General features: G+C 50.3%; 15 protein-coding genes and 2 pseudogenes. 6 read left to right on the top strand and 11 right to left on the bottom strand.

The features are described from left to right. Window positions 1-5 precede the first annotated feature (5 nt). A complete protein-coding gene (gene pntB / locus AL515_RS12380) occupies window positions 6-1,394 on the bottom strand; it encodes a Re/Si-specific NAD(P)(+) transhydrogenase subunit beta (RefSeq protein ID WP_005121173.1) in 1,389 nt (462 codons plus the stop codon). 10 nt (window positions 1,395-1,404) lie between these two features. Next, window positions 1,405-2,934 carry a Re/Si-specific NAD(P)(+) transhydrogenase subunit alpha gene (gene pntA, locus AL515_RS12375; RefSeq protein WP_048212589.1) on the bottom strand — a complete coding sequence of 510 codons (1,530 nt, stop codon included), beginning with the start codon at window positions 2,932-2,934 and terminating at the stop codon, window positions 1,405-1,407. A 525-nt stretch (window positions 2,935-3,459) separates the two neighbouring features. On the opposite strand from pntA, the gene ydgH reads away from it, so the two are divergent. The 3 genes from ydgH (at window position 3,460) to folM (ending at window position 6,734) form a co-directional block, all read left to right on the top strand. After that, entirely contained in the window at window positions 3,460-4,404 is a 945-nt protein-coding gene (ydgH, locus tag AL515_RS12370; RefSeq protein WP_005121175.1) for a DUF1471 family protein YdgH, read from the top strand. A gap of 187 nt (window positions 4,405-4,591) precedes the next feature. Further along, the gene (locus tag AL515_RS12360; protein WP_061067867.1) at window positions 4,592-5,974 is read left to right on the top strand and encodes an amino acid permease; all 1,383 of its coding nucleotides are present in this window, start codon (window positions 4,592-4,594) and stop codon (window positions 5,972-5,974) included. 37 nt (window positions 5,975-6,011) lie between these two features. Next, the gene (folM, locus tag AL515_RS12355; RefSeq protein WP_061067866.1) at window positions 6,012-6,734 is read left to right on the top strand and encodes a dihydromonapterin reductase; all 723 of its coding nucleotides are present in this window, start codon (window positions 6,012-6,014) and stop codon (window positions 6,732-6,734) included. Here the strand turns inward: folM and AL515_RS12350 are convergent. Beyond that, on the bottom strand, window positions 6,731-7,066 hold the full coding sequence (locus tag AL515_RS12350) for a GlpM family protein (RefSeq protein WP_005121178.1): 336 nt from the start codon (window positions 7,064-7,066) through the stop codon (window positions 6,731-6,733). The two genes, folM and AL515_RS12350, sit on opposite strands and share 4 nt — an antisense overlap. 126 nt (window positions 7,067-7,192) lie before the next feature. On the opposite strand from AL515_RS12350, the gene rstA reads away from it, so the two are divergent. Continuing rightward, window positions 7,193-7,927: a two-component system response regulator RstA gene (rstA, locus tag AL515_RS12345; RefSeq protein WP_162926026.1), complete on the top strand. Its 735-nt coding sequence runs from the start codon at window positions 7,193-7,195 to the stop codon at window positions 7,925-7,927. Between the two features lie 84 nt (window positions 7,928-8,011). Here rstA and AL515_RS12340 read toward each other — a convergent pair whose 3' ends face one another. From AL515_RS12340 to AL515_RS12305, 7 genes and pseudogenes are all read right to left on the bottom strand, one after another. Beyond that, on the bottom strand, window positions 8,012-9,040 hold the full coding sequence (locus AL515_RS12340; protein WP_061067865.1) for a HoxN/HupN/NixA family nickel/cobalt transporter: 1,029 nt from the start codon (window positions 9,038-9,040) through the stop codon (window positions 8,012-8,014). Between the two features lie 121 nt (window positions 9,041-9,161). After that, window positions 9,162-10,004 (bottom strand): aminoglycoside phosphotransferase family protein, encoded by an 843-nt coding sequence (locus AL515_RS12335; RefSeq protein ID WP_061067864.1) that lies wholly within the window; start codon window positions 10,002-10,004, stop codon window positions 9,162-9,164. A 44-nt stretch (window positions 10,005-10,048) separates the two neighbouring features. Next, complete coding sequence (locus AL515_RS23815) at window positions 10,049-10,573, bottom strand: hypothetical protein (protein WP_048211733.1); 525 nt, start codon at window positions 10,571-10,573, stop codon at window positions 10,049-10,051. A gap of 41 nt (window positions 10,574-10,614) precedes the next feature. Further along, window positions 10,615-10,959, bottom strand: coding sequence for a DUF1294 domain-containing protein (locus tag AL515_RS12325; RefSeq protein WP_061068825.1), 345 nt, complete (start codon window positions 10,957-10,959; stop codon window positions 10,615-10,617). 110 nt (window positions 10,960-11,069) lie between these two features. Further along, a pseudogene (locus AL515_RS12320) lies at window positions 11,070-11,548 on the bottom strand (transposase); the annotation flags it as partial. Window positions 11,549-12,916: 1,368 nt separating this feature from the next. After that, window positions 12,917-13,300 (bottom strand): hypothetical protein, encoded by a 384-nt coding sequence (locus AL515_RS12310; protein ID WP_225807907.1) that lies wholly within the window; start codon window positions 13,298-13,300, stop codon window positions 12,917-12,919. Window positions 13,301-13,349: 49 nt separating this feature from the next. Further along, window positions 13,350-13,675, bottom strand: a pseudogene (locus AL515_RS12305) (DDE-type integrase/transposase/recombinase); the annotation flags it as partial. 354 nt (window positions 13,676-14,029) lie between these two features. Here AL515_RS12305 and rstB point away from each other — a divergent pair. Together rstB and tus are read left to right on the top strand one after the other, a co-directional pair. After that, window positions 14,030-15,331 carry a two-component system sensor histidine kinase RstB gene (rstB, locus tag AL515_RS12295; RefSeq protein WP_048211735.1) on the top strand — a complete coding sequence of 434 codons (1,302 nt, stop codon included), beginning with the start codon at window positions 14,030-14,032 and terminating at the stop codon, window positions 15,329-15,331. Window positions 15,332-15,404: 73 nt separating this feature from the next. After that, window positions 15,405-16,334: a DNA replication terminus site-binding protein gene (gene tus / locus AL515_RS12290; protein WP_061067862.1), complete on the top strand. Its 930-nt coding sequence runs from the start codon at window positions 15,405-15,407 to the stop codon at window positions 16,332-16,334. Here tus and fumC read toward each other — a convergent pair. Beyond that, complete coding sequence (gene fumC / locus AL515_RS12285) at window positions 16,331-17,734, bottom strand: class II fumarate hydratase (protein ID WP_048211737.1); 1,404 nt, start codon at window positions 17,732-17,734, stop codon at window positions 16,331-16,333. The two genes, tus and fumC, sit on opposite strands and share 4 nt — an antisense overlap. Between the last annotated feature and the right edge of the window lie 23 nt (window positions 17,735-17,757).

Raw genomic sequence — 17,757 nt, 5'->3', positions numbered from 1 at the left:
ACGCATTACAACGCTTTCAGAATCGCATCCACGCTGGCTTTGGCATCACCAAACAGCATATGGGTGTTTTCTTTAAAGAACAGCGGGTTCTGCACGCCTGCATAACCGGTGTTCATTGAGCGTTTGAACACGATAACATTCTGCGCTTTCCACACTTCCAGCACCGGCATTCCGGCTATCGGGCTGCGCGGATCATCCTGCGCTGCCGGGTTCACCGTATCGTTCGCGCCAATAACCAGCACGGTATCGGTATCGGCGAAATCATCGTTGATTTCATCCATTTCCAACACGATGTCATACGGCACTTTTGCTTCCGCCAACAGCACGTTCATGTGACCAGGCAAGCGCCCTGCTACCGGGTGAATACCAAAGCGGACTTTGATACCACGGGCGCGCAGTTTCTCAGTGATTTCCGCCACCGGATACTGCGCCTGCGCCACCGCCATACCGTAGCCCGGGGTGATAATCACAGAATGAGAGTTTTTCAGCATTTCAGCGGTATCTTCGGCATTAATCTCGCGATGTTCACCTGCTTCTTCGGTATCACCGGTTGAGGACCCATCGGTGCCAAACCCACCCGCAATAACGCTGATGAAAGAACGGTTCATTGCCTTACACATAATGTAAGACAGGATCGCACCCGAGGAACCGACCAGCGCACCCGTAACGATCAGCAGATCGTTGCTCAGCATAAAGCCTGCCGCTGCTGCCGCCCATCCTGAATAGGAGTTCAGCATAGAGACGACGACTGGCATATCGGCCCCACCGATGGATGCTACCAGGTGCCAACCAAACGCCAGTGCGATAATGGTCATCACCAGCAGCGCCAGAACCTGCAGGCCCACGCTCTCGGTACGAACAAACACCACCAGCAGCAGGAAAGAAACCACCAGTGCCGCCAGGTTCAACTTATGGCGATTCGGCAGCATCAGCGGCTTAGATGAGATCTTGCCGCGCAGTTTACCAAACGCCACGATAGAACCGGTGAAGGTTACTGCACCGATAAAGATGCCGAGGAACACTTCAGTCAGGTGAATGTTCACCAGGATCGGTTCCAGACCGGTATCGTGATACAGGTAGCTGTTGAAACCAACCAGTACGGCGGCCAGACCGACGAAGCTGTGCAGAATCGCCACCAGCTCCGGCATCTCGGTCATCTCGACTCTTTTCGCCAGACGAATACCAATTGCACCACCAATGATCATTGCAACCAGAATCCAGGCGACGTTGCCGGTATCCGGGCCAAAAATCGTGGCAATCAGCGCAATCGCCATCCCGGCGATGCCGTAGTTGTTACCCTGTTGAGACGTTTCGTGTTTGGAAAGTCCCGCCAGGCTGAAAATAAACAGGATTGCGGCAACAATGTATGCAGCTGTAACTAATCCTCCAGACATATGTTACCCCTTAGTTTTTCCGGAACATTTTCAGCATGCGCTGAGTCACGGTGAAGCCACCGAAAATATTAATGCTGGCAATAAGCACCGCGATAAAACTCAGGAAACTCACCCAGCCGCCCTGGCCAATTTGTAATAATGCCCCCACGACGATGATCCCGGAGATAGCGTTAGTCACGGACATCAGCGGGGTATGCAACGCATGCGAGACATTCCACACCACGTAGTAACCCACCACGCAGGAAAGTGCGAACACCGTAAAGTGTCCGAGGAACTCTTTTGGCGCGACGTCGGCTAGCCAGCCAAACAAAATCACCACCAGCGCCATCAGCGCATATTTGCGCCATGGGGATGCAGGTTTTTTCTCTTCCTGTGGTGCAGGTGCAGCTTTAGGCGCCGCTTGTGGCTGAGCAGAAACCTGGATGGGTGGTGCAGGCCACGTAATTTCACCATCGCGAACCACTGTCACGCCGCGCACCACCACATCGTCAAAATCAACGGTGATGTTGCCGTCTTTCTCTTTGCACAACAGTTTCAGCAGGTTTACAAGGTTGGTGCCATACAATTGTGAAGACTGAGTCGGCAAACGTCCCGGCAAATCGGTATAGCCGATAACCTTGACGCCGTTCTCGGTGGTGGTCACCTGATTGGCAACGGTATACTCGCAGTTACCCCCGTTTTGCGCGGCGAGATCGACAATCACGCTGCCGGGCTTCATCGAATCAACCATCTCACGCGTGATCAGTTTCGGCGCTGGTTTCCCCGGGATCAGTGCGGTGGTAACGATGATGTCGACGTCTTTTGCCTGAGCGGCGAACAGCTCCATCTCCGCTTTAATAAACGCTTCGGACATCACTTTGGCGTAGCCATCGCCGCTGCCCGCTTCTTCTTTAAAGTCCAGTTCGAGGAACTCAGCGCCCATACTCTGAACTTGTTCTTTTACTTCCGGGCGCGTGTCAAAGGCGCGAACAATCGCCCCGAGGCTGTTTGCTGCACCGATAGCGGCCAATCCCGCCACGCCAGCACCGATCACCATCACCTTGGCAGGTGGAACTTTACCCGCCGCAGTAATTTGCCCGGTAAAGAACCGTCCGAACTCATGTGCCGCTTCAACAATTGCACGATACCCGGCAATGTTGGCCATCGAGCTTAAGGCATCCAGTGACTGCGCACGCGAAATACGCGGCACGGAATCCATCGCCATGACCGTCACATTTCGCTCAGCGAGCTTTTGCAGTAGCTCAGGGTTCTGCGCAGGCCAGAGAAAACTCACCAGCGTGGTACCCGAATTAAGCAACGGAATCTCAAACGCTTCTGGCGCATTGACCTTCAGGATAATCTCTGACTGCCAGACAGCATTCCCGTCAACAATTTCTGCGCCTGCTTGCACAAACGCCTTATCGTCAAAACTAGCCAGTTGACCTGCGCCGCTTTCAACCGCGACGCTAAAACCCAGCTTCAGCAGCTGCTCAACCGTTTTCGGTGTGGCTGCAACACGGGTTTCATTGGTTAACCGTTCTTTTGGTATGCCAATTCGCATAATGTTCCCTTCCATCTGTATTTTTGATGATGGTTTATCAATGTTCGCAAGAGGCATGCGCACACTCCCGAGAGAGCTCAGTGTTACCCCAATAAAATAAAACAGTAACAAACTCTGTATAAGCTACTGAAAATGACGCCTGTGATCTAGCGCCAAAAAACAGTATTTATTATGAAATTTGCAAAACAGGAATGAATTCATTCGCAAGCAGGGATAATGCCCTTTAAATAGCCCGCAAAGGCCGATAATTCGCTCAAGCGAAGCGGCAAAACATGATTAAGCGCCACCGTAGAACAATTGATTAACATTAAATTAACTTATGAAATTCAACTGCTTTATCAGTTTTAGCCGCCAAACGCCGAATTTTTAGACATATCACTAAATGTTATCGATGTTGTTAGCATGGGTGGCACGATGAGTGAAAAATCACGCAGACACTGACACAATTTAAATGCAATAATCAGCCACGTTTCTAGTCAATAACAATACCAGTACCTGGTTTGCGCAAGGCGAAGGATTATTTTTATGAAGCTTAAGAACACTCTCCTGGCGTCCGCTCTTCTTTCTGCAACTGCTTTTTCTGTAAATGCAGCGACAGAATTGACGCCGGAGCAAGCAGCTGCCCTGAAACCCTATGACCGCATTGTGGTTACCGGTCGTTTTAATGCTATCGGTGATGCGGTAGACGCCGTATCCCGTCGTGCAGATAAAGACGGTGCAGCCTCCTTTTATGTTGTTGATACCTCAGATTTTGGCAGTGGCGGTAACTGGCGCGTCGTCGCCGATATCTATAAAGCCGACGCTGAAAAAGCAGAAGTCACCAAAAATCGCGTCATCAACGGCGTTATGGAATTACCGAAAGACCAGGCTGTTCTGATTGAACCTTTCGATACCGTTACGGTTCAGGGTTTCTACCGCAGCCAGCCTGAAGTAAATGATGCCATCACCAAAGTGGCGAAAGAAAAAGGGGCTTACTCTTTTTATATCGTACGCCAGGTTGATGCCAACCAGGGGGGTAACCAACGTATTACCGCATTCATCTACAAAGAAGATGCGAAAAAACGTGTTGTTCAAAGCCCTGATGCGATCCCTGCCGATTCTGATGCCGGACGTGCCGCGTTAGCAGCCGGTGGCGAAGCCGCGAAGAAAGTTGAAATCCCAGGCGTGGCAACAACCGCGTCTCCGAGTGCCGAAGTGGGTCGTTTCTTCGAAACTCAGTCAACTAAAGGCGGACGTTACACTGTCACCCTGCCTGACGGTACTAAAGTTGAGGAGTTGAACAAAGCTACCGCCGCGATGATGGTGCCGTTCGACAGCATCAAGTTCACCGGTAACTATGGCAACATGACCGAAGTCTCTTACCAGGTTGCTAAACGTGCAGCGAAAAAAGGTGCCAAGTACTACCACATTACCCGCCAGTGGTCGGAACGTGGTAACAACATGACCATCAGCGCCGACCTGTATAAGTAACAGACAGTTGTAACAATAAAAGGCGGCTTTATGCCGCCTTTAGCATTTTTAGTCACAAATCTGCCTATCCCCATTGCATGCGCTGTCTTCTCTCCGTAAAATCCCGCGCCTTGAGTCGCTTTCACCATTTTTATGCGATTTGCCAAAATAATTATTCTCTCACTCTCGTTTTTGTAACTGGATACAAATGGAAAAGAAATTGGGTCTGAGCGCACTGACAGCGCTGGTTCTAAGCTCAATGCTTGGCGCCGGTGTTTTCAGCCTGCCACAAAATATGGCTGCAGTAGCCAGCCCGGCAGCGTTATTGATTGGTTGGGCGATTACGGGCGCGGGGATCCTGCTGCTCGCGTTTGCCATGCTTATCCTGACGCGTATCCGCCCGGAACTGGACGGCGGTATCTTTACCTACGCGCGTGAAGGCTTCGGAGAACTGATCGGTTTCTGTTCCGCTTGGGGGTATTGGCTGTGCGCCGTTATCGCTAACGTTTCCTATCTGGTTATCGTCTTTTCCGCACTTAGCTTCTTTACCGATACACCTGCGTTGCGTCTGTTTGGCGACGGGAATACCTGGCAGTCTATTGTTGGCGCATCGGTACTGCTGTGGGTCGTGCATTTTCTGGTGTTACGTGGTGTACAGACAGCCGCCAGCATTAATCTGGTGGCGACGCTGGCGAAGCTACTGCCGCTTGGCCTGTTTATCGTTCTGGCATTTATGTTATTTAAGCTCGACACCTTTAGCCTGGACTTTACCGGTGTGAAACTGGGTGTTCCTGTCTGGGAGCAAGTTAAAAACACCATGCTTATCACTCTGTGGGTGTTTATCGGCGTGGAAGGCGCTGTCGTGGTGTCCGCACGGGCGAGGAACAAACGCGACGTTGGGCGCGCGACACTGCTGGCAGTACTTGCCGCGCTTGGCGTCTACCTGTTGGTGACCCTGCTTTCTCTTGGCGTGGTCGCACGCCCGGAACTGGCTGAGATCCGCAACCCATCAATGGCTGGTCTGATGGTTAAAATGATGGGGCCATGGGGCGAAATCATTATCGCCGCGGGTTTGATTATCTCTGTCTGCGGCGCCTATTTGAGCTGGACGATTATGGCGGCGGAAGTCCCATTTCTGGCATCCACGCACAAAGCATTCCCGCGTATTTTTGCCCGTCAGAATGCGCAAGGTGCGCCATCTGCATCACTGTGGCTGACTAACATCTGTGTACAGGTCTGTCTGGTGCTGATCTGGCTCACAGGTTCTGACTACAATACGCTGCTGACTATTGCCTCTGAGATGATTCTGGTGCCCTATTTCCTCGTCGGCGCATTTTTGCTGAAAATAGCGACCCGCCCAATTCATCAGGCTGTTGGTGTCGGTGCATGCATTTATGGCTTATGGTTACTGTACGCGTCAGGTCCAATGCACCTGCTGTTGTCCGTGGTGCTGTATGCTCCGGGGTTGCTGGTTTTCCTTTATGCCCGCAAAACTCACGCGCATGACAACGTATTAAAACGCCAGGAAATGGCTTTGATCGGCCTGCTTCTTGTAGCAGCTGTTCCAGCGACCTGGATGCTGATGGGTTAAATAGTTGACCCATCGTTTGCGACTCATGGAGATCTCGATGGGTAAAAAGCCCGCTTTGCCAATACTTATCACCGGAGGGGGCCGTCGTATCGGTCTCGCCATCGCGTGGCATTTTCTGAATCAAAAGCAGCCGGTGATCGTCAGTTACCGGACACACTACCCGGCGATTGATGGCCTGCAAGAGGCGGGGGCACAATGTATTCAGGCTGACTTCGCGACCGACGAAGGCGTCCTCGATTTTGCCAGGGAAGTGAAAGCCCGTACCGAAGGTTTACGCGCTATTGTGCATAATGCCAGCGCCTGGCTTGCCGAAAAACCGGGGCTGCCGCTTTCTGAGGTGCTGTCCAGCATGATGCAGATCCACGTGAATACCCCTTACCTGCTTAATCACGCGCTGGAAGGCCTGCTGCGCGGACATGGGCATGCGGCCAGCGATATTATCCATTTTACTGATTACGTCGTAGAGCGTGGCAGCGACAAGCATATTGCCTATGCTGCCAGTAAAGCTGCTCTGGATAATATGACCCGCTCATTTGCCCGCAAACTGGCCCCGGAAGTGAAAGTTAACGCAATCGCCCCCTCGCTAATCCTGTTTAACGAGGGTGACGATGCAGAATATCGTCAGCAGGCGCTGAATAAATCGTTGATGAAAACCGCACCCGGTGAAAAAGAAGTCATTGATTTAATAGACTACCTGTTTACCAGCTGCTTTGTCACCGGCCGCAGCTTTGCCGTTGACGGTGGTCGCCACCTGCGCTAGTGCAGTTTTATCCAACAAAAGATCAGCAACCACGCGCTCAGGCTCCAGCAGACTACCGAGCCAATGAGCGCGACGGGTAAACGCATAAAACCGGTGAAGTACCACAGTGAAATGAGGTAGACAAAATAGGGAATAATCGACCACATGCTGAATACAATCGTTGTACGCAGCGCCTCGATCCCACGTTCACTGGCCACAATATAGTGGGCAATCAACGCAAAGGTTGGGAACAACGGAATTAATCCGGCAATATAGTAATTCTTTGTTTTAGCCAGCAAGCCAATCAACACCACCACCAGCGCACCCAGCGCCGCTTTTACTACGAGCCCCATCGTTTTGCCTTAACACATCAATAACATCAGCCTCTAGCATAACGGAAGCGTTCTCGTTTAGAAAAGATTAATGGAAGGAAAAACGATGGCGGTGTATGTTGGCGTTTTATATTCAAAATGAATGATATGAACACCATCGTATTTGTTGAAGATGATCCCGAAGTAGGTTCGCTGATTGCGGCCTATCTGGCCCGGCATGATATTGAGGTTATCGTTGAACCTCGTGGTGATTTGGCCGAAGAGAAAATTCTGCAAGTGCAACCCGATCTGGTGTTGTTAGATATTATGCTTCCAGGTAAGGACGGTATGACTATTTGCCGTGATTTGCGTGGGCGCTGGCAAGGTCCAATTGTCCTGCTGACTTCGCTGGACAGTGACATGAACCATATTCTGGCTCTCGAAATGGGTGCCTGCGACTATATCCTGAAAACCACACCACCGGCAGTACTGCTGGCTCGCCTGCGCCTGCATTTACGCCAAAACGAACATTCAGCCCAGGCTAAAGGGATTCAGGCTGCCACCATCACCCCGCACACCACTCTGCGTTTTGGCGCACTGACCATTGACCCAACGAATAGGTCTGTGCTGCTCGGCGGTGAGCTGGTCGCCCTCTCTACGGCGGATTTTGAGTTACTTTGGGAACTGGCAACCCATGCCGGGCAGATTATGGACCGTGATGCGTTGCTGAAGAATCTGCGCGGCGTAAGTTACGACGGTATGGACCGCAGTGTCGATGTCGCAATTTCCCGGTTACGTAAAAAACTGCTCGATAACGCGACTGAACCCTATCGAATCAAAACGGTACGCAACAAAGGTTATTTGTTCGCGCCGCACGCCTGGGACGACGAATCTCAGAAATAACCCACCGGATGAGGCGCATAACCTATCGCGTGAATGCAACTCAACGTGACAGCGTCACGTTGAGTTGCATACCGATTTTCTACCTCAACTGAACGTCAGACCGTCATATTTTTTCCAGCGGTAGTTCAACGCGGAAATAATCCAACAGGCAATAAAAACGCCAATAATGACAAACCCGACGTTGCCCATGTGGTCACTTAAGTTACTGACCGTGTCCCACAGCCCGCCCTGTAACGAAAAAGCATCAGACAGCAGGCCCAACCCCTCCAGTCCACCGATAAACAGCGCCACAATCACTGAGGTTCCGGTAATGGTCATATTGTAATACAGCTTACGCTGCGGCTTATTGAATGCCCAACCGTAGGCCTCAACCATCAGAATACTGTCGAGGCAGTCAATCAGCGCCATACCGCAGGTAAACAGCGCCGGGAAGACTAAAATGGACCAGACAGACATCCCGTTGGAGGCGCTTGAAGCCGATATGCCCAATAACGAGATTTCAGTCGCGGTGTCAAAGCCCAGGCCAAATAAGAAACCAACAAAATACATGTGCCAGTCTTTCCCAACCAACCTGAAGGCTGAGCGGAATAGCCAATTCAGCGGACCTGAAACCGTGACATCTTCCGTGGAGAGATCATAAATACCGGTACGTTTCAGATGGCGGAACGCCTTCCAGACCTGACAGAAAATGATGAGGTTGATGGTAGCCAGAATCAGCAGAAATGCGGCAGAAACGGTGGTTCCGATAATTCCACCAATATTCTGAAACCATACCATATGTTGCTTAAATACGCTGGTGGTCAGAGCAATACCAATGCTTGCCAGCACAACGATGGTGGAGTGTCCCAGAGAAAACCATGCCCCCGTCGTCAGTGCGCGTTTCTTTTGCTGCATGAGCTTTCGCGTCGCACTATCTATGGCAGCAATATGATCGGCATCGACTGCATGACGCAAACCATAACACCACGCGATCAGGCTCAGCGCCAGAAGTGACGTATTATGACTAAACGCGGTTAATGCCCAAAGCCAGGCGACTATGTTTGCTCCGATGAGAAAAACCACCAGCAATATGAGGTTTGGCCGTTTTTTTATTAATGAATACAACGAAGTCATTATTTCCGGCCCACTCGTTTTGTAATAAACAACACAACATCACCGCCGTTCACTGATAGATTAATAAAACGTTTATCAGCCTAATGATAACGTTTAAGAATTACCAGCCCAGTGTCTTAGATCAAAGTTGCCTGCTCTCTTCGTCCAGTTCAACAATCGCTAACTCCGCAACACGCAAGGTTATCGCCGCATTTTCCCCATCCTCCAGAAACCATGCAGAAGATAAACCACACCATGCGACTATCCACATCAGCAGTCGCTGTCGTTCAATCCCGGCTATCTCAGAGACAAGTTGCACGCGTTGCTTAAAAATGTTTGGGTCTGTCGCGATAGCAACACAGGGATCGGCAAGGTCAGGATTCGTGAATATATTGGCGTAATCAAACCCTCGCTCACCCAGTAGTCCCTTGGGATCAATTGCCAGCCAGCCTGCCGGGCCAAAATCGAGGACATTGCCGTGGTGTAAGTCACCATGCAATACGACCTCATTCTGAGGAGATGAGAACAATTCGTTTGCGATCTCTGCACAGCGCGTCATAACTCCACCATAGATTTTCGCCGCTGGGGCAAGATCGCCAAACCAATGATGTAGCGGCGTTAGCGCGGGTGTATACGTATTTTGCGGGAGATGGAGACGGCTGGCAGTATGGCAAATAATGCGACAAACCTGCGCATCTTTGCCAGAGCGGGACATGTCAGCTAAAGAACTTGACCCTGTCGCTCGTTCTAACAGAATCGCGCCATCAGCATGAGCAAGCACTCTCGCTGCGCCATTCCCGCTCCACCAAACCATCAGCTCGCCGCCATTCCGTTCACTATCATCGGTGGTGAGTTTGAGTATCGCTTTTTGTCCATTTTTAATAACGGTAACGGGCAAAAGCTGCGATGTGTGCGTTGCAATCTGTTCGCCATCAGGGGTGAGTCCCCATCGGCTGAGCCAGCCATTGACTACAGATTTATCCAATGCGACCTCTTATTTGATTGAGCCTTGAGGCGAAAAGCATATTGTTACTCCACTTTATAGGGAAATACATGAACAACGTTGCCTGCCAGTAGATACACTCCAAGACTCTCGGTTCTTTGCTTAACTTCTTCAAAAGGAAGTTGCGAATCGGGCTCGCGTCCTCCCCAAACCAGCAGCCCATTGTTGGCATAATGTTCCATGAACTCCAGGGTTTTGCCATTTTCAAGCGCAATAACCACCCTGCTCCCTTTTAGCGGTTGCAGGGAACCGTCATCATCTGCAATAAACATCTCTGTTACACAGGAATCAGATTCTTTGATCGGGAGCGGTGAAACAATCATGCCATTGGCCGCTACCGGTTTGAAATCCAGTTGCGAGGTCTTCACTTCTTCTGACGTTTGATACGGAATTCTGCCGCCCCAAATATGGATCCCGTCAGGGATTCCCTCCGGTAACGGTTGTGGGCTACCAGCCAGTTCAAGCGATTTGCCATCAGCAAACTCAACAACAATACTGCGACCATTTTGTAAGGCTAAATCGCCATTCTGGTCGATAATATAGATCTTCATATCATCCTGTCTCCGCTGTTTTTGATACTCGTGATTGATACTCAGGAAGATGAAAATGCTAAAAGCCAATAAACAGCTGCCATCGCTGAAACACTCAATAAAATACTGATTATGAAATAGGTTTTGAATGGCTGTTTTTGTGTTTTATGACGAAAAAGTTGTTGGCCCGCAATCGCGCCAGGCCACCCGCCCACAACGCCAAACACCAGCAAAGTGGATTCTGGCACTCTGCGCCAGGCCTTACGCGCCGCCATTTTATCTGCGCCGTAAATCACCAGCGTCAAAACATTAACAAGCAGGCACCACATGACCAAGGGATGTGGGGTGAATATACTGCCTGACGCAGCCAAAATCAGTAGCAAGTAACAGAAACGATTGAGGTTCATTTTATTAGTTGTGTGGAATAGATCAGAATGCATCAAAGCCGCATTATACGTCATACATGCCAAAGCGCCGAGCGGAGGATGGCAATGCAGAAATAGTGGATACAGTGTAATATCGGAATGCCATTCTGGGTCAGCATTTCAGCCAGAGTGCGCGCCCCTGTCCGGTTCCACGCCGGCGTACTTCGCTGTACAGCCTCACTCGCGCCGGATTGACAGTATCGCGTCGTTTTCGCCTTCTCGCCAGTACCGGTAACTGCTACGGTGTATTTCCAGTGCGGAACAAAGGCTTACAACCGTGTGGCTGTCACTCAGTCTGGCGGCTATCGTGAACCGTTCAGTGAGTCGGACATCAAGAGTGCGGTAGCCTTTTTTAATATCGTATTCTGTTCCTCCTGACGCTCTCGCCTGAGCTAACGAACCCAACTTTCAAGCGTGGTAGAACCGACATTCATTGCTTCACTGGCTTGTCGATTGAGTAGCCCTTATCAACAATCAGCTGTGCACATGCCAACCTGAACTCAGGGGTGAAAGTACGCTTAGTTTTCTTGTTCATTAAGCCACCTGTTTTAGGTAGTGGTGAGAATATCACTTTTAATCAGGTGGCCAAATTTACTGTGCCACTACAACTGGCTTCTGGTTTCTTTTTCTGCGCACTCTTGCGCGTTTTAATATACCTGCGCACGCTGGAATTCCTGCTCCAGCTTTTTCCAGTCCATTTTCGGCATAACATCACCAAATAATCATTGCTCAACGTCTATGCAGGGCAATAACCACTATTTTACAGGCCGCATTCCATTTTTTGACTACCAATATATTCATAATAAAAATATTAGATATACTAATGATGAGTTAATTTCATGTTAAATCATGTTGTGTAATCACAGCTATCAGTCCACTCTCTAATCTGGAGAAAACAACAACAGCTTGCCAACCGGTTACCGGGGATGATGATGTCCATCCCCCGGCCTTTTAATCATTTCGTAGATTGTCGCACTCTGCTGTTCACTCGTACTACTATCAGCATTAATACAGGCACTGGGGCTTGCGGTCTCGCTTATGCTGGCAGCAATAGAAACACGCTTAACGCTTTATCGTTCGCCGATGTGGATTCGGTGTGCCAAGTATTTTCAGTATGGGCGGTTAATGCAGAGCAATTGAGAGTCATGTAAGCAAATGCTATAGCAGTATTCTTCACTGGTTGACGGCTAATTATGGAATTTGCAGAAAACAGGTATGAAAAAGCCCCGGCAGGGGAGTCGGGGCTAATTGAGTATGGTGCCGGGTGCCTCCCGGTGAGTCTTTGGACAGCCTCCGTGACTCGCACCAATTTTGGACCATGTAAAATTAATTACACTTTGCTGTTTATGCCCCACCGCTTAGGGGGATTCACCGCAAACACATTCTACTCAATTATCTTTTAGGTAATTTTAGCTATGGGTGCGGGTTTTTTACTAACCGCCCCACCTAAGCGAATTTCATAATGGCAATATCGGTCAATTTATTCACATCAAAATATTATACACGTCATGCAAAGTTAATTTCATGTTAAATAAAACTATAAATCATCACCTGTTGAAGCACTATCTAACCGAGAAAGATTATAATATTTTATCCAACCAGTTACCGAAGATGATAATTCTTATCCTCTGGATGTTTTGTCAAAATCATTGATAACTCATTTCCACTATCAAACCTATCCGCAGATGAGCTTCACAATAGCTATTACTGCGAGATGCCTGTACTAAATATCGCCACTTCGATCGTCCACCTATCATCCCAGTGGATGGACGACTTACCGCCGCGTGGTTCCAGCTTAGCTATCCGGGGATCGAAGATTTTGATAGCCGCTTCTGTGCTCATTTTTATTTCTCACTAACCTGCTTTGGCCGCGAGCGTCATCTCATAAAAAGGAGCGATTGCTTGCAGTGTTGCAAAAAGTGAAATGTAGTACAGACTGTCAATTCATACTCAACCAGAATGACTCCTGACAAACATTATAAAAATTCTTCTTCATTGGCCTGATTTCCTGCCCTGCCGCATCTATCACTTCCCAACAAATCCAACATTCAGGGCAAACATCATTGGGATGTTGTGTAGCTTCAAGTTCATTAGTACAGCGGATTACCACACCACTATCATGTCTCCATTCCATGGTTATAGTCTCAACCTCAGCCAAATCATCGCATTCACAAGATTCTTGAATACAAATTACTTCCTTTCCGCTTTTAATAGCATTCACATAATACGCCAAATCAATCATATCTTTTCGTCGTAAAAAAACATTAGTGGCAATGAATATACCCCTATACAGCCCCGTAAGCAGCACCGCATCCGTAACCATGACTACCTTGGTCAGAATGAGCCAGTACCTGTTTTTGGGGATTACGTCACCACACGGCCATCAAAGCGCATTCAGAACAATATCTTTTGTCATCCGGGGTTGCATTGACCAGCCGATAACTTTGCACGAGAACAGGTCAACAACGACAGCCAGATACAGCCAGCCTTCGTGGGTTCGGATGTAGGTTATGTCCGTTACCCAACGTTCATCCGGAGCTTCCGGGTTGAACTGTCGCTGGAGCCTGTCGGGTGTCACGATACTGACTTCACCTTTACGCGCTCGTGGGCTGCGCTACCCGACCTGAGCCTTTATCCCGGCACGCTTCATCAGCCGCCAGACCCGGTTAATCCCACATTGTTGCCCGCTATCTCGCAGGATGACTCCGAGGTATCTGTTAAACCTGTGGCGATTCACTGCTAATTCGATAAGCTCACTCTGGAACACAACCATAAGGCGTTCTGGCGTGCGCCGCCGTCGCCCATAGCAAACCCGGCATACTTATGTATGCTGGATGCTCTCCGCTGGAGCCAACCCTGCGTTTATTGCAAATCAGATGGGTCATGAGAATGCAGAAATGGTTTATACAGTGTACTCTGCCTGGATAAACGCGCTTGATGGTGATCAAATAGCCTTTCTGAACCAGCGCATCAGCGGATACAACTGTGTCCCCCTGGTGCCCCCAGAGGGAAACGCGCAATAGCTAACATATTGAACATTGAGTGATTTTTCATGAAAAAGCTGTTTGTGCAGTTTTATCTCTTATTGTTTGTCTGTTTTCTGGTGATGACCCTGCTGGTTGGCCTGGTGTACAAATTCACCGCGGAACGTGCGGGTAGACAGTCGCTCGACGACTTGATGAAAAGCTCGTTGTATCTGATGCGCAGCGAATTACGCGAAATCCCGCCGCGTGACTGGGGGAAAACCCTGAAAGAGATGGATTTAAATCTGTCTTTTGATCTTCGCGTAGAACCGTTGAATAAATACCATCTGGATGCTCCCACCATGCAGCGCTTACGGGAAGGCGATATCGTTGCGCTCGACGATCAGTACACCTTTATTCAACGAATTCCGCGAAGCCACTATGTACTAGCCGTCGGCCCGGTACCTTATCTCTATTTCCTGCACCAGATGCGCTTGCTGGACGTCGCGCTGATGGCCTTCATTGCTATTTCATTAGCCTTCCCTGTGCTGATCTGGATGCGCCCACACTGGCAAGAGATGCTCAGACTGGAGGCCGCTGCGCAGCGTTTTGGTGAAGGGCATCTTAATGAGCGGTTGCACTTTGACAGCGGATCAAGCTTTGAGCGCCTGGGCGTGGCGTTTAACCAAATGGCAGACAATATCAATGCCCTGATTGCCAGTAAAAAACAGCTGATTGACGGCATTGCCCATGAGCTTCGCACACCGCTGGTGCGATTGCGTTACCGCCTGGAAATGAGCGATAACCTCACCGAGCAGGAATCGCAGGCGCTAAACCGCGATATTGGTCAACTGGAAGCGTTAATTGAAGAATTGCTCACCTATGCTCGTCTGGATCGGCCGCAAAATGAGCTAAAACTCAGTGTCCCGGACCTGCCTATGTGGCTAACAACACATCTGGAAGATGTACAAAGCGTCAATCCCGATCGTGCGGTACGCCTGCGCCATCTTCAAATCGGAGACTACGGCGCACTGGATATGCGTTTGATGGAGCGTGTGCTGGATAATTTGTTAAACAACGCTCTGCGTTACTGCCAGTCTACTGTGCAAGCCAGCCTGCAACTCAATGGGAGTCAGGCAACGCTTATCGTCGAAGATGATGGACCCGGCATCGCGCCAGCTGCGCGCGAGCAAATTTTTGAACCGTTCGTTCGTCTGGACCCCAGCCGTGACCGGGCGACAGGTGGCTGCGGACTTGGCCTCGCCATCGTCCACTCCATTGCTCTGGCTATGGGCGGTACTGTGGTCTGTGGTGAAAGTGAACTCGGTGGTGCCCGCTTCTCCTTCAGTTGGCCTGTCTGGCATAACATACCTGAATTTTCAGCTGCCTGACCTACACAGCTCGGTGGTCAGGTTGAGTGTCTTGTGCTATAAAAAAGTATGTTGTAACTAAAATGGTAAGCCTATGTCTCGCTATGATCTTGTCGAACGCTTAAACGGAACCTTTCGCCAGATGGAACAAGAACTGGCACACCTCACTGGGCAATTGCAACAGCAGACGCTGCTGATTGCTCGCGTGTTCTCGTTGCCGGAAGTGGTGAAAGAGGCAGAACACGCGCCACTGGAAACCATCGACGTTAAACAGCACTTGGGTAAAGAGGCGGAAACCCTGGCACTACGCCACTTTCGCCACCTGTTTATTCAACAGCAGTCCGAGAATCGCAGCAGCAAAGCGGCTGTCCGCCTGCCGGGGGTACTCTGCTATCAGGTGAATACCGGCACACAAGTCGTGCTGGAAGAGCAAATACAACGTATTAATCAGCTTAAAACCACCTTTGAGCGTATTGTCACCGTAGATTCTGGTCTGCCATCGGCGGCGCGTTTTGAATGGGTGCACCGCCACCTACCGGGGCTGATTACGTTGAACGCCTATCGGACGCTAACGGTCGTCAGAAATCCGGCTACCCTGCGATTTGGCTGGGCCAACAAGCATATTATTAAGAACCTGACACGTGATGAGGTACTGCAACAACTGGAAAAGAGCCTGACATCACCACGCAGCGTGCATCCGTGGACACGCGAAGAGTGGCAGGCCAGGCTTGAGCGTGAATACCAGGACATCGCTGCCCTGCCACAGCAGGCAAAATTGAAGATCAAACGCCCGGTCAAAGTACAACCCATCGCCCGAGTCTGGTACAAAGGGCAGCAAAAACAGGTGCAATATGCCTGCCCGACGCCATTAATTGCGCTAGTAAATAACGAAAACGGCATGACGGTGCCGGATATCGGAGGATTACTGAACTACGATGCTGACAATGTTCAGCACCGTTTTAAACCTCAGGCGCAACCGTTAAGACTGATTATCCCACGGCTGCACCTGTATGTAGCGGATTAACGACCCGGTCGCATGCTACCGACCATCAGTTCCGGGCGGACCCAGCTGTCGAATTCGACCTCGGTTAAATATCCCAGCGCCAGGGCTGACGCTTTTAAGGTCAGTCCTTCTTTATGCGCCTTTTTAGCAATCTCAGCCGCTTTATCGTAACCGATATGGGTGTTTAGCGCGGTTACCAGCATCAGTGATTCGTTGAGCAGCTGATCAATGCGTTCACGATTTGGCTCGATCCCTGTCGCACAGTGTTCGTTGAAGCTTTCCATACCATCAGCCAACAGGCGAACCGATTGCAGGAAGTTGTGGATAACCATCGGGCGATAGACGTTCAGTTCAAAATTCCCTGACGCCCCGCCGATATTAACGGCAACATCGTTACCCATAACCTGACAGCACAGCATAGTCAGGGCTTCACATTGTGTCGGGTTAACCTTACCCGGCATGATGGAACTGCCCGGCTCATTTTCAGGAATAGAAATTTCGCCAATGCCGCAGCGCGGACCGGATGCCAGCCAGCGTACATCATTGGCGATTTTCATCAGCGATGCAGCCAGGCCTTTGAGCGCGCCGTGGGCATGAACCAGGGCATCGCAGGTGGCGAGCGCTTCGAATTTATTCGGCGCGGTGACAAAAGGTGCAGAGGTCAACACAGCCAGTTCATCCGCAACCCGCTCGGCATATTCCGGGTGGGTGTTCAGCCCGGTCCCTACCGCCGTACCGCCCAACGCCAGTTCAGCAACGTGTGGCAGACTATGTTCAATATGCTTCAGGTTATGTTCCAGCATGGCCACCCAGCCTGAGATTTCCTGACCCAGCGTCAGGGGCGTCGCATCCTGTAAATGGGTTCTGCCGATTTTGACAATGTCGGCGAAGGCATGCGATTTTTCACGTAACGTGGTGGTCAACACATTCAGTTGAGGGATCAGATGCTCACGCAAAGCCAACAGCGCGGCGACATGCATTGCCGTGGGAAAAACATCATTTGAACTTTGGCTTTTGTTGACGTCATCGTTCGGATGTATTTTTCGCTCCATCCCCCGCACGCCGCCCAACAATTCGCTGGCCCGGTTTGCCAGCACCTCATTCATATTCATATTGCTTTGCGTGCCGGAGCCGGTCTGCCAGATAGCCAGCGGAAACTCATCACGATGTTTGTCTGCCAGCACCTCGTCTGCAGCCTGCATGATGGCGGAGGCTTTCTCCGCAGCCAGCAACCCCAAATCCTGGTTAACCTTCGCAGCGGCCCGTTTAGTCAGCGCCAACGCGTGGATCAGCGAGACCGGCATTTTCTCTGTTGAAATGCGAAAATGCTCCAGCGATCGTTGCGTTTGCGCGCCCCAGAGTTTATCGGCCGGAACATCGATCGCACCCATTGAATCATTCTCGCGGCGTACCGTTACCATTACCTGCTCCTTATATTAACGAT

The organism is Citrobacter sp. FDAARGOS_156, from assembly GCF_001559235.2.
Classification (GTDB): Bacteria; Pseudomonadota; Gammaproteobacteria; order Enterobacterales; family Enterobacteriaceae; genus Citrobacter; species Citrobacter youngae.
The sequence above is the reverse complement of the archived record's forward strand: the minus strand, read 5'-3'. Positions and strand labels throughout refer to the sequence as shown.